This window comes from Streptomyces gottesmaniae (assembly GCF_031845845.1).
Taxonomy (GTDB): Bacteria; Actinomycetota; Actinomycetes; order Streptomycetales; family Streptomycetaceae; genus Streptomyces; species Streptomyces akebiae.
Genome location: NZ_JAVRFJ010000055.1, coordinates 1 through 12594 on the forward strand (window position 1 = coordinate 1; position 12594 = coordinate 12594).

The 12594-nt window shown below is 70.9% G+C and carries 11 protein-coding genes; 2 read left to right on the top strand and 9 right to left on the bottom strand.

The genetic code is table 11. The annotated features are described in order from the left end of the window. On the top strand, positions 1-219 hold a 219-nt coding region (locus tag RM704_RS40590), incomplete at its 5' end, for a hypothetical protein (RefSeq protein ID WP_311592892.1). Positions 220-475: 256 nt separating this feature from the next. On the opposite strand, the gene RM704_RS40595 is transcribed toward RM704_RS40590, so the two are convergent. Continuing rightward, positions 476-1483, bottom strand: coding sequence for a stage II sporulation protein M (locus RM704_RS40595; RefSeq protein ID WP_033524809.1), 1008 nt, complete (start codon positions 1481-1483; stop codon positions 476-478). A 167-nt stretch (positions 1484-1650) separates the two neighbouring features. Here RM704_RS40595 and RM704_RS40600 point away from each other — a divergent pair, with 167 nt between their 5' ends. Continuing rightward, the gene (locus RM704_RS40600) at positions 1651-2664 is read left to right on the top strand and encodes an RDD family protein (protein WP_033524810.1); all 1014 of its coding nucleotides are present in this window, start codon (positions 1651-1653) and stop codon (positions 2662-2664) included. Positions 2665-2727: 63 nt separating this feature from the next. Here the strand turns inward: RM704_RS40600 and RM704_RS40605 are convergent, their stop codons facing one another. From RM704_RS40605 to RM704_RS40640, 8 genes are all read right to left on the bottom strand, one after another. After that, positions 2728-3342, bottom strand: a complete 615-nt coding sequence (locus RM704_RS40605; protein ID WP_033524811.1) for a hypothetical protein — start codon at positions 3340-3342, stop codon at positions 2728-2730. A 166-nt stretch (positions 3343-3508) separates the two neighbouring features. Continuing rightward, entirely contained in the window at positions 3509-4966 is a 1458-nt protein-coding gene (ahcY, locus tag RM704_RS40610; RefSeq protein ID WP_033524812.1) for an adenosylhomocysteinase, read from the bottom strand. Positions 4967-5386: 420 nt separating this feature from the next. After that, on the bottom strand, positions 5387-6364 hold the full coding sequence (locus tag RM704_RS40615; RefSeq protein ID WP_033524813.1) for a cation diffusion facilitator family transporter: 978 nt from the start codon (positions 6362-6364) through the stop codon (positions 5387-5389). Positions 6365-6528: 164 nt separating this feature from the next. After that, complete coding sequence (manA, locus tag RM704_RS40620) at positions 6529-7680, bottom strand: mannose-6-phosphate isomerase, class I (RefSeq protein ID WP_033524814.1); 1152 nt, start codon at positions 7678-7680, stop codon at positions 6529-6531. 159 nt (positions 7681-7839) lie between these two features. Beyond that, positions 7840-8967: an SIS domain-containing protein gene (locus RM704_RS40625; RefSeq protein ID WP_033524815.1), complete on the bottom strand. Its 1128-nt coding sequence runs from the start codon at positions 8965-8967 to the stop codon at positions 7840-7842. 100 nt (positions 8968-9067) lie between these two features. Beyond that, positions 9068-9238: a Trm112 family protein gene (locus RM704_RS40630; protein WP_078936902.1), complete on the bottom strand. Its 171-nt coding sequence runs from the start codon at positions 9236-9238 to the stop codon at positions 9068-9070. Between the two features lie 173 nt (positions 9239-9411). Continuing rightward, entirely contained in the window at positions 9412-10776 is a 1365-nt protein-coding gene (locus RM704_RS40635; protein ID WP_033524816.1) for a phosphomannomutase/phosphoglucomutase, read from the bottom strand. A 115-nt stretch (positions 10777-10891) separates the two neighbouring features. Beyond that, on the bottom strand, positions 10892-12508 hold the full coding sequence (locus tag RM704_RS40640; RefSeq protein ID WP_033524817.1) for an L-lactate permease: 1617 nt from the start codon (positions 12506-12508) through the stop codon (positions 10892-10894). Positions 12509-12594: the final 86 nt, after the last annotated feature.

Sequence of the window (12594 nt, forward strand, 5' to 3'; positions counted from 1 at the left end):
GCCGGGAACGGGGTATCAACATATCTGGCGTTGATTTTTGGCACGCTGTTGAGTTCTCAAGGAACGGACGCTTCCTTTGTACTCACCCAAGCTACTCTCGGGCTTTCCTCCGGGCAGTTTCCCTTCGATCTTGCGTTTCCAACCCTACCAGATCCGTTTTCCGTTCCGTTTCCGGTCGGAATTCATTTCCGGTGGCCGTTGGAGGGCCTAACCAATTGATTGCCTTGCGGCTTTCTTTCGGTGAGTCCGACTTTATCAGAAGTTTTTCACCGGTCTGACCGGCTGTTCGTTCCTGATTCATCGGGTGGACTCGCTCGGGACATCTCATTCGCGAGGAGTCGATAGATTTTCACTGCCGCCCTGGGGTATGTCCACCTCTAGGCAACTGTGTAAATCTACCTCCCCACATCGGCCGTGTCAACAGCTCCTGCGGGAACGAAGAGGAGACTAACAGCCCGACGGGGGTGAACGCACATCAGGCTGCTGTGGGGACCGTCGCGCTGCGTTCGTGTTCCTGGACATCGCCCGTGTCACCGGCTCGTGCGGCTCGCCCGCCCAGGACATAGACGTAAGCGAGGAAGGCGACTTCGGCGAGGACGCCGATGCTGATGCGGGCCCAGGTGGGCAGGCCGGACGGGGTGACGAAGCCTTCGATGGCGCCGGAGACGAAGAGGACCAGCGCCAGGCCTATTGCCATGCCCAGGGCGGCTCGCCCTTCCTCGGCCAGGGCCGACCGGCGGGTTCGGGGCCCTGGGTCGATGACGGTCCAGCCGAGCCGCAGACCCGTTCCGGCGGCCACGAAGACAGCCGTCAGTTCCAACAGGCCGTGCGGGAGGATCAGGCCGAGGAAGACGTCGAGCCGGCCGGCCGAGGTCATCAGGCCGATGCCGACGCCCAGGTTGAGCATGTTCAGGAGCAGGATCCAGAGGACCGGCAGGCCCAGGAAGATGCCCAGAACCAGGCACATCGCGGCAGCCTGGGCGTTGTTCGTCCACACCTGGGCGGCGAAGGACGCGGCGGGATGGCTCGAGTAGTACGTCTCGTACTGACCACCGGGGCGGGTCATCTCGCGGAGCGCGTCGGGGGCCGCGATGCTGGCCTGGACCTCCGGGTGGGTGCCGATCCACCACCCGAGGAGCACGGCGACGAGGGTGGAGAGCAGCGCGGTGGGGACCCACCAGTGACGGGAGCGGTAGACCGCCGCGGGGAAGCCGTGGGTCAGGAAGCGGGTGACGTCGCGCCAGGAGGCCCGTCGATTGCCCGTGACGGCGCTGCGTGCGCGTGCCACCAGTTGGCTGAGACGCCCGGTGAGCTGCGGGTCCGGAGCGCTCGACTGGATCAGTGAAAGGTGGGTGGCGGTGCGCTGGTAGAGGGCGACGAGTTCGTCGACCTCGGCTCCGTCGAGACGGCGCTGGCGGCGGAGCAGGGCGTCGAGCCGGTCCCACTCGGCACGATGGGCGGACACGAAGACATCGAGGTCCATCGGGTGTGCTGCTCCTCGTCCCTCTCGCACTACGTGCCGGCTTGTCGTATTGATCGCACAGGTCGTACTGGTCGTACGGGTCGTACTGCGGTGCGATATGACCTCAGCTTGGCAGACTGGCCCCTCTCGGGGCAGGTCAGGGGATGGATCCGGAAGGGACTACGGGTGTGAGTGAGCTAGTGACGGGCGAGGCGGTGGCGCTGGAGCTGCGTCCCGCGAAGCTGCCGAGCCGGGCGCTGGCCGTGCTGCTCGACCTGGTCGTGGCCGTGGTCGTCTACCTCGCGGTGGTTCTGGTCCTGGTGCTGTCGACGGCCGGACTCGACGAGGCCGCGCAGACGGCGATATCCATCGCGAGCTTCCTGCTCGTCCTGGTGGGCGGGCCGATCGCGGTGGAGACGCTGAGCCATGGGCGTTCGCTGGGGAAGCTCGCCTGCGGGCTGCGGGTGGTGCGGGACGACGGGGGACCGATCCGGTTCCGGCACGCGCTGGTGCGCGGGGCGGTCGGAGTGGTCGAGATCCTGATGACCTTCGGGGTCGTCGCCTGCATCGCCTCGCTCGTCTCGGCGCGGGGGCGTCGGCTGGGTGACGTGTTCGCCGGGACCCTGGTCGTGCGGGAGCGGGTTCCGGCCGGGCGGGCGGCGTTCGTGCCCCCGCCCCCGCCGTGGCTCGCGGGTCAGTTCGCCGCGCTCGACCTGTCCGCTGTGCCGGACGGGCTGTGGCTGGCCATCCGCCAGTACCTGACGCGGATGCGGCAGCTGGACCCGCACGTCGGCGCGGCCATGGCGGAACGTCTCGCCTCGGACCTCGCGGCCCGTACCGGGGCTCCCGCGCCGTACGGGGTGCCGCCGGGCGCGTACCTGGCCGCCGTGGTGCACGAGCGGCAGGCCCGGGAGGCCCGTCAGGCTTTCCGAAGCGCTTCCGGGGCGGGTGCGGTCGGCTTGCCCGGCGCTCAGCCGCCCTCAGTTCAGCCGCCCTCAGTTCAGCCTCCCTACGCACAACCGCCCAGTGCTCCCGCGTATGCGCCGCCTGGGGGGTATGTGAGCCCGGCCGCGCCCGCAGGCGGCTCCGGGATCGCTGCCGACGTTCCCGGCCCGGCCGCTCCCGGCACTCCGCCCGCCCCCGAGCCGCCGCAAGCGCCGTCCACCGGGCGGCCGAGCACCGGGTTCGCCCCGCCCGCCTGAGTCGCGCAGCCACCGCCGGTGCGGGCCGGACCGGGTTTCACCGGGGCTCCGGTCTCGCCGATCTCAGTCGAACGTGGACGGCGGGGTCTCCAGGTTCTCCAGCTCGATCCCGGGCGCCGCCAGAACGACGTCGCCCGCGATGTGAACGGAGTGCCGCTCGCCTGTGTCCAGGGCTGTGACCTGGTATTCGTCCACGGTCAGGGGGCCGTTGTCAGTGGCGTGTGCTTCTCTGTCGATCAAGGCCCAGGACTGGTCGAGGGTGCGCGGGGCCAGGACCGGGTCGGTGAAGGCGACGAGGCGTACGCGGGTGGCCGGGGCGGAGGGGGTGAGGCGCAGCAGGCGGGCGGTGGCGATGAGGAACGCCGGGGAGGCGCCGGTGAAGGCGTGGGCGCGGACATTGCCTTCGGTGGCTTCCGTGCCGGTGGGGTCGGTGCGGACCCAGGTGACGCCGTCGAGTGCGGCGCCGCGGACCTGCCAGCTCGCGGCGTGGAGTTCCAGGCGGATGGGGCGGCCGAGTTCGTCGAGGGCCAGATCGACGGAACCGGCGTGGTCGCCGGAGGGGGCGGTCAGTTGGGAGACATAGCGCCAGCCGGACGGGCCGGGCGCGCAGTGGAAGTGTTCCTCGGCGAGGAGGGTGTGGTCGTGCGGGTCGTGAAGCGAATACCGGCCGCGGGGCATGGGGGTCCTGGGTCTTGACGGGCTGGTCCGGCCGACGGGCCTGAAGAGGAGCCGAACGGGCAGGCCCCCGGCACGGGGGTGCGGGGGCCTGCCTGGGTGCTGCTGCCGAGGCGGATGCGTCGACGGTCGGAGTACGACGCATCGGACGCGTCCACCGCCGGGTGGATCAGTAGCGGTAGTGGTCCGGCTTGTACGGGCCCTCGACCTCGACGCCGATGTACGAGGCCTGCTCCGGACGCAGCGTCGTGAGCTTCACGCCGAGCGAGTCGAGGTGGAGGCGGGCGACCTTCTCGTCGAGGTGCTTGGGCAGCGTGTAGACGCCGATCGGGTACTCGGACTGCTTGGTGAACAGCTCGATCTGGGCCAGGGTCTGGTCCGCGAACGAGTTGGACATCACGAACGACGGGTGACCGGTGGCGTTGCCCAGGTTCAGCAGGCGGCCCTCGGACAGGACGATGAGCACCTTGCCGTCGGGGAACTTCCAGGTGTGGACCTGCGGCTTGACCTCGTCCTTGACGATCCCCGGGATCTTCGCGAGACCGGCCATGTCGATCTCGTTGTCGAAGTGGCCGATGTTGCCGACGATGGCCTGGTGCTTCATCTTGGCCATGTCCGAGGCCATGATGATGTCCTTGTTGCCGGTCGTGGTGATGAAGATGTCGGCCTTGTCGACGACCTCGTCGAGGGTCGTGACCTGGTAGCCGTCCATCGCCGCCTGCAGGGCGCAGATCGGGTCGATCTCGGTGACGATGACGCGTGCACCCTGTCCGCGCAGGGACTCCGCGCAGCCCTTGCCCACATCGCCGTAGCCGCAGACGACGGCCGTCTTGCCGCCGATGAGGACGTCGGTGGCGCGGTTGATGCCGTCGATCAGGGAGTGGCGGCAGCCGTACTTGTTGTCGAACTTCGACTTCGTGACGGCGTCGTTCACGTTGATCGCCGGGAAGAGGAGCACGCCGTCGCGCTGCATCTCGTACAGGCGGTGGACGCCGGTGGTGGTCTCCTCGGTCACACCGCGGATCTCCGAGGCGAGCTGGGTCCACTTCTGCGAGCCGTCGGTGATGGTGCGGTTCAGGAGTTCGAGGATGACGCGGTGCTCCTCGTTCTCTGCGGTGTCGACCGCGGGGACCTCGCCGGACTTCTCGTACTCGACGCCCTTGTGGACGAGGAGCGTGGCGTCACCACCGTCGTCGAGGATCATGTTGGGGCCGCCGGTGGGGCTGTCAGGCCAGGTCAGCGCCTGCTCGGTGCACCACCAGTACTCCTCCAGGGTCTCGCCCTTCCAGGCGAAGACCGGGACGCCCTGCGGGTTGTCCACCGTGCCGTTCGGGCCGACCGCGATGGCGGCGGCGGCGTGGTCCTGGGTGGAGAAGATGTTGCAGGAGGCCCAGCGGACCTGGGCGCCGAGGGCGACCAGGGTCTCGATGAGGACGGCGGTCTGCACGGTCATGTGCAGGGAGCCGGTGACGCGGGCGCCGGCCAGGGGCTGGGACTCTGCGTACTCCTTGCGGATCGCCATCAGACCGGGCATCTCGTGCTCGGCGAGGGTGATCTCCTTGCGGCCGAACGCGGCCAGCGAGAGATCGGCGACCTTGAAGTCCTGTCGGTTGTCGACAGTCGTCATTGCGAACTGCTCCTCGGTGTCGGGTCGAGGGTGGGTAGGGCTGGTCTGCGCGGCGGCGGACACAGGAGTGCCCCGAAGAGGACACAGGCATGCCCGCGTGCGCGCAGCGCAGTCCGTCGGAGGCCCTCTCTCCCTCGGTCGGTCCGCGGTGGGACCGCCCGACCGCCATCAGCAGCGACGTCTGGCTCCGTCCCAAGCTACACCGGTGGGCCCGGCCTGCCCCAGTCCGCCTGCGTACAGATCGAGCCGAAAGACGAGGTGTGTGTGGCCTGTGGGGCCCTGCGGCGGCCTGTTGGGCAGCGGAGGGCGTGCGGGACGGAGTCGGCACGGGCCGGGAACGGGCAGGGGCCCGTCGCGTCCGTTCGCGCGACGGGCCCCGGTGCTCGGTGCCTGGTGGGGTGGCCCGGACGGGCCGGTGGATCAGTGCTCGGCGGGGGCGGTCGGTCCGCCGGGGGCGGCCTCGGGGTCAGGACCCTTGGCGGCTTCGGCTTCGCTGTAGATGTCGGGCTCCAGGTAGATGACGCGGGCGATCGGGACGGCCTCGCGGATACGGGCCTCGGCCGCGTTGATGGCGTTGGCGACCTCGGTGGCCGTGTCGTCGTGCTGGACGGCGATCTTGGCGGCGACGAGGAGTTCCTCGGGGCCGAGGTGGAGGGTGCGCATGTGGATGACGCGGGTGACGGTGTCGCCGTCGACGACGGCCTGGGCGATCTTCTCCACGTTCTCGGCGCCGGCGGACTCGCCGAGGAGGAGGGACTTGGTCTCGGCGGCGAGGACGATCGCGATCAGGATGAGCAGGATGCCGATGCAGAGGGTGCCGATGCCGTCCCAGACACCGTCGCCGGTGAGGAGGGCGAGGCCGACGCCGCCGAGGGCGAGGATCAGGCCGACGAGGGCACCGAGGTCCTCCAGGAGGACGACGGGCAGCTCGGGGGCCTTGGCGTGGCGGACGAACTCGGTCCAGGACTTCTTGCCCCGCAGGACGTTGGACTCCTTGATGGCGGTCCGGAAGGAGAAGGTCTCGGCGATGATCGCGAAGACCAGGACGCCGACCGGCCAGTACCAGGCCTCGATCTCGTGCGGGTGCTTGATCTTCTCGTAGCCCTCGTAGAGGGCGAACATGCCGCCGACGGAGAAGAGGACGATGGAGACGAGGAAGGCGTAGATGTAGCGCTCGCGGCCGTAGCCGAACGGGTGTTCCGCGGTTGCCTCGCGCTTGGCCTTCTTGCCGCCGAGGAGCAGCAGGGCCTGGTTGCCCGAGTCGGCGAGCGAGTGCACGGACTCGGCGAGCATCGACGACGAGTTACTGAAGAGGAACGCCACGAACTTCGCTACCGCGATCGCGAGGTTGGCGGCGAGTGCCGCCACGATCGCCTTGGTGCCGCCTGACGCGCTCATGTGTCCGAGGTGTCCCTTCGCCTACGCGTATGCCTGTGCGTGGGGATGGGTACCCACGCTTCCGTCCGTCACCGGCCGGGCTTTGCCCGCCTTTTGCAGGGGGCATTGTTGCAGCCCGGCCCGGTGTCGGTGCGTCGGGTCGTGGATCGGGAGGTGCCAGGTCGTCACGCGATCACGGTGGCCCGGAACAGCGTGCCCGGTCCGGACACCTCGGTCTTCTCGTCCGCGGGGACGAAGACGGACTCGCCGGGGGCGAGCGTGTGTTCGCCCGCCCGGACCGAACCGGCGGTGCAGAGAAGGATCTGCGGGGTGGCGCGGGTGAGATCGTGCGGGGCGGTTGCCTCGGGGAGGACGAAGCGGGAGAGGCGGAACTCGTCGATGGGCGTCTCGTAGACCTCCTCGCCGTCCGGGGACGCTTCCGGACGCAGCACGCCCGGGTCGGTCGCCTCGAAGCGGACGATGCGCAGGAGTTCGGGGACGTCGACGTGCTTGGGGGTGAGGCCGCAGCGCAGGACGTTGTCGGAGTTGGCCATGATCTCGACGCCGAGGCCGTTGAGGTAGGCGTGCGGGATGCCGGCGCCGAGGAACAGGGCCTCGCCGGGCTGCAGGCGTACGTGGTTGAGGAGCATGGCGGCGATGACGCCGGGGTCGCCCGGGTAGTGGTGGGCGATGTCGGCGTAGGGGGCGTAGGCGCCGCCGAGGCGGGCGCAGGCTGCCGCGGCCTCGGTGACGGTGTGGGCCGTCTCCTCGGGGTCGGCGCCCAGGACGGCGGTCAACACCTCGCGCAGCGCGGCCTCTTCGGGGTGGGCGTGCAGGAGGTCGACGTACGGCTTGAGGGAGTCGACGTCGAGGGCGGCCAGCAGTTCGGCGGCCCGGAGCGGTTCGCGGAAGCCGCAGAGGCCGTCGAACTCCGTGAGGGCGCAGATCAGTTCCGGCTTGTGGTTGGCGTCCTTGTAGTTGCGGTGGCCCGCGTCGATCGGGATGCCGCGCCGCTCCTCGTCCTCGTAACCCTCCCGGGCCTGTCGGAGGTCGGGGTGAACCTGGAGGGAGAGCGGGGCGCCGGCGGCGAGGAGTTTGAGCAGGAAGGGGAGGCGAGGGCCGAACTTCTCGACCGTCCGGGTTCCCAGCTCGCGTTCCGGTGCCTCGTCGATGACCTCGGTGAGGGGACCGCGCCCGGTGCGCGAGGGGGCGCCGGGGTGGGCCCCCATCCACATCTCCGCCTGCGGCTCGCCGGTGGGGGCCACTCCGAGGAGCTGCGGGATGGCGGTGGTCGAGCCCCAGGCGTAGGGGCGGACGGTGTTGTCGAGGCGGTCCATGGTGTGTGTTTCTCCGTACGTGGGGAGCCGGCCGGGGCCCCGGTCGAGGTCGGGCCCGGTCGACGTCGGGCTCCGTGCGGATCAGTCTCCGGAAGCGTCCGAAAGGATCGGGTTCCAGAAGCGTCCGAAAGGATCGGGTTCCGGAAGCGTCCGTAAGGTTCAGGCTCGGGAAGCGAGCGACAGGTAAACGGCGGCGAAATCGGTGATGGCGATCATCTCCGCGAGGGTCTCCAGGTCGCTGCCCTCCTCGGGTTCCAGCTCGCTGATCGCGGTGTCGTGGCCGAGCGCCAGCTCGCGGGCGGCCGGGGCGGCGGTCAGGCCGCCGGTCGGCCGGTCGCGGAGGAGCACCACGCGCGCGTGGAGGGCGGGCGCTTCCTCGACTCGGTCGCGGAAGAAGTCGTCGGGGTCGGCGCTCGCGGCGAGCGGACCGGACAGCAGCACCGTGTGCGAGGCGAGCGCCTCCGGCAGCTGGGCGGCGAGGGCCGGGCGCCCCGCGAGCTCGGCGAGCGCGGAGGCGAAACGGCGGCCCACGGGCCCTGCGGCCTGCCCCTCGGTCCAGATCAGCGGGAGGGAGTCGGCCAGCTCGGCGGCGAGTGTCTTGGCCGGGTTGCTGTACGTGGCGATGGCGGGGCCACAGCGCTCGGCGACGTGGTCGAGGCGGTCGGCGACCTTCTGCAGGGCGTCCGGCGCGACGGCGACCAGGCCGGTGCGCTCCAGCAGCGCGAGCATCGGGGTGAGCAGCGCCCAGAGCACGCCGGGGGCGGCGGCGCCGAGGGGCACCTCCTGCTCGTACGGGCTGGTCGCCATCGGTACGAAGAGTCCGTGAGCACCTTCCACGGCCTCGGCGACCGGGGTGCGGGGCGGGGCCACGGCGACGACCGTGCAGCCGCGTCGGTAGGCCTGGTCGACCAGGAGCGACAGGCCGGGTTCGGCACCGTCGGCGGTGGCGATCAGGAGGAGGTCGACGGAGCCCGCCCAGCCGGGGAGTTCCCAGCGCAGGGCGCCCGCCGCGGGGGCCACGCCGGTGGGGTGGAGGCGGGTGATGGGGCAACTGGATCCCGCGAGGGCGCCGAGCAGATCGGCGACACCCGCGGAGGCCATGCCGGGGCCCGCGATCATGAGGGCGCGGGGGCGGCCGTCCGGTTTCAGGTCCGGGATGCCGGCCTCGGTGCCGAGACGGATGGCCGTGCGGACCCGGGCGCCTGCCTCGGCGGCGCCGCGGAGCAGGTCGCGGCGGTCCGCCTCCGACAAGGCGTCGGGGGTGTCTAGAAGCGATTCGTCGAGCATGGGCGGCAGCCTCCGATCGCCGGGTGCCCTGATGCGCCTTTTCGCCGGGTTTCCGGCTCGTGCGGGGTTACGCCTCGCGCGGGGAGCGTGATCGCGTGGATCACGCGGGGCGGCGGGCCTCGTCGACGAGGAGTACGGGGATGCCGTCCCGGATCGGGTAGGCGAGGCCGCATTCCTGGCTCGTGCAGGTCAGCTCGGTGTCCTCCTCCGTCAGGGGGGCGTGGCACGCCGGGCAGGCGAGGATCTCCAGGAGGCCGGCTTCGAGCGGCATGTCGGGGTCCCTTCGGGGGCGGATTCGTGCGGTGCGGCCTGGTCAGAGTACCGCCGTACGGAGGTTGGCGCCGGGGTTGGGGGGCGGGGCGGTTCCGCCCCCGACGCCCCTGCACTCGCCGTCCCCGCGTCGGGCGCCCCGTTGTGAGCGTCGGGGCGCCCGGCGCGTCGGTCCTACGCCCTGATGATCTCCAGCACCTCGTCCCGCACCTTCGCCATCGTCGCCGCGTCCCTGGCCTCCGCGTTCAGTCTCAGCAGCGGTTCCGTGTTGGAGGGGCGGACGTTGAACCACCAGTCGGCGGCGGAGACCGTCAGGCCGTCGAGGTCGTCGAGGGTGATGCCCTCGCGGCCCTCGTACGCGGAGCGGATCGCGGCGAGGCGGCCCGGCTGGTCGGCGACCGTGGAGTTGATCTCGCCGGAGCCGGCGTAGCGGTCGTACTGGGCGAGGAGGCCGGAGAGGGGGCCGTCCTGGCCTCCGAGGGCGGCGAGGACGTGGAGGGCGGCCAGCATGCCCGTGTCGGCGTTCCAGAAGTCCGCGAAGTAGTAGTGGGCGGAGTGCTCACCGCCGAAGATGGCACCGGATCTCGCCATCTCGGCCTTGATGAAGGAGTGCCCGACCCGGGTGCGCACCGGCGTGCCGCCGTTCTCGCGCACCACCTCCGGGACGGACCAGGAGGTGATCAGGTTGTGGATGACCGTGCCCTTGCCGCCGTGTCTGGCCAGTTCTCGGGAGGCGACCAGGGCGGTGATCGCGGAGGGCGAGACGGCGTCGCCCCGCTCGTCGACGACGAAGCAGCGGTCGGCGTCGCCGTCGAAGGCGATGCCGAGGTCGGCGCCCTCCTCGCGGACGCGCTTCTGGAGGTCGACGATGTTCGCCGGGTCGAGGGGGTTGGCCTCGTGGTTCGGGAACGTGCCGTCCAGCTCGAAGTACATCGGGACCAGGTCCAGCGGCAGGCCCGCGAAGACCGTGGGGACGGTGTGACCGCCCATGCCGTTGCCCGCGTCGACGACGACCTTCAGGGGGCGCACGGAAGTCAGGTCGACGAGGCCGCGCAGGTGCGCCGCGTAGTCCTCCAGCGTGTCCCGCCGGGTGATCGTTCCCGGCGTGGCGGCCGGTGTGGGCGCTCCCGACTCGCTCCAGCCCTCGACCAGCTCGCGGATCTCGGCGAGGCCGGTGTCCTGGCCGACGGGGGCGGCGCCGGCGCGGCACATCTTGATGCCGTTGTACTGGGCGGGGTTGTGGGAGGCGGTGAACATCGCGCCGGGCAGGTCCAGCGCGCCCGAGGCGTAGTAGAGCTGGTCCGTGGAGCACAGGCCGATCTCGGTGACGTCCACGCCGAGCGCCGCCGCCCCGCGGGCGAAGGCCCGGGACAGGCCGGGTGAGGAGGGCCGCATGTCGTGGCCGATCACGACGGCGTCGGCGCCGGTCACCTGGGCGAAGGCCGCCCCGAAGAGCTCGGCCAGGGGCTCGTCCCACTGGTCCGGGACCACCCCGCGTACGTCGTACGCCTTCACGATCGTCGACAGATCAGCCGCCATGGCCACGCCCTCCTGAAGTCCCCACCGGATCGCCCCAAACTACCCGGGCGGGCCGACGGCCGACGGTGGGACCTCCAGGTCACCGCCGGGGCGGCGCAGATCCGGCGGAAGAGCCTCAGGGAAGCATCCATTCCAGTACGAGCGTGCTCTGCCCCACCACGATCAGGCACATCACCAGCAACAGCCCCAGGCTCCACGGCAGCACCTTGCGCAGCAGGTCGCCCTCGCGCCCGGCGAGGCCGACGGCGGCGCAGGCGATGGTCAGGTTCTGCGGGGAGATCATCTTGCCGAGGACTCCGCCGGAGCTGTTGGCGGCGGCGAGCAGTTCCGGGGACAGGCCCGACTCGCGGGCCGCGCTCACCTGGAGGGCGCCGAACAGGGCGTTGGCCGAGGTGTCCGAGCCGGAGACCGCGACGCCGAACCAGCCGAGCACGGGCGACAGGAAGGCGAGTCCCGCGCCGGCCGCCGCCACGAAGTGGCCGATGGTGGCGGCCTGTCCGGAGAGGTTCATGACGTAGGCGAGGGCGAGCACGGACGTCACGGTGAGGATCGCGAACCGCAGTTCGTGGACCGTCGCCGCCCACTCCCTGACCGCCACGCGCGCGTGCACCCCCAGGACCACGGCCGTGCACACACCGGCGAGCAGCACCAGCGTGCCGCCGGTGGACCCGATGGGCCAGGTGAAGACGTTGCCGCCCACAGGGTCGCCCTCGGCGTCCGCGACGTTCAGGAAGGGCCAGTCGTAGGTTTGGGTCGCCCCGGCCAGCCAGTCCTTCACGGCGGGGACCTGGGCGACGGAGAAGATCACGACGATCAGCGCGTACGGGGCGTAGGCGCGCGCGACTTCGCGTGGCGGGTCCTGCTCGTCGAGGTCCTCGCTGCGTACGCCGGTCAGGACGGCGGAGCGTACGGGCTCGGCGGCGGGCCGGCGGGCGTGCGGTACGGCGACGAGGGCGCCCGCGCCCAGCAGGGCGGCGCCGATGTCGGCGAGTTGCGCGGAGACGTAGTTGGAGGCGATGAACTGGCCGACGGCGAAGGCGAGTCCGCACGCGAGGGCGGGCACCCAGGTCTCGCGCAGCCCGCGCCGGCCGTCGACGAGCCAGACCAGGACCAGGGGCACGACGAGGGCGAGCAGCGGGGTCTGGCGGCCGACCACGGACGCCACGGTGTCCAGGGGCAGTTCGGTGACCTGGGCGAGGGTGACGACCGGGGTACCCATGGCGCCGAAGGCGACGGGCGCGGTGTTGGCGACCAGGGCGACCACGGCGGCCTTCACCGGTTCGAAGCCGAGCGCGACGAGCATGACGGAGCAGATGGCGACCGGCGCGCCGAAGCCGGCGAGGGCTTCCAGGAGCGCGCCGAAGCAGAACGCGACGACGAGCGCCTGGATGCGCGGATCGTCGGAGAGCCGTCCGAAGGAGCGGCGCAGGATGTCGAAGTGGCGGGTGTGGACGGTCATGCGGTACACCCACAGGGCGTTGACGACGATCCACATGATCGGGAAGAGGCCGAACGCGGCCCCCTGGGCGGCGCTGGAGAGCGTCTGGCCGAGCGGCATGCGGAAGGCGAGCCAGGCGACCAGAACGGCCGTCAGAAGGCCGACCAGGCCTGCCAGATGGGCTTTCAGTCGCACACCGCCGAGCAGCACCAGGACGGTGACGAGAGGCAGGGTCGCGACGAGGGCGGACAGGCCGAGTGAACCGGCCACGGGTTCCAGTTGCTGGACGTACACGGGAGCCTCCCGGAATTCCGCGATGCGGAAGCGGCTTCTCACGGCACGAGCACCCGGAATGATCGCGTCCGCGCCGACGCGGCGTC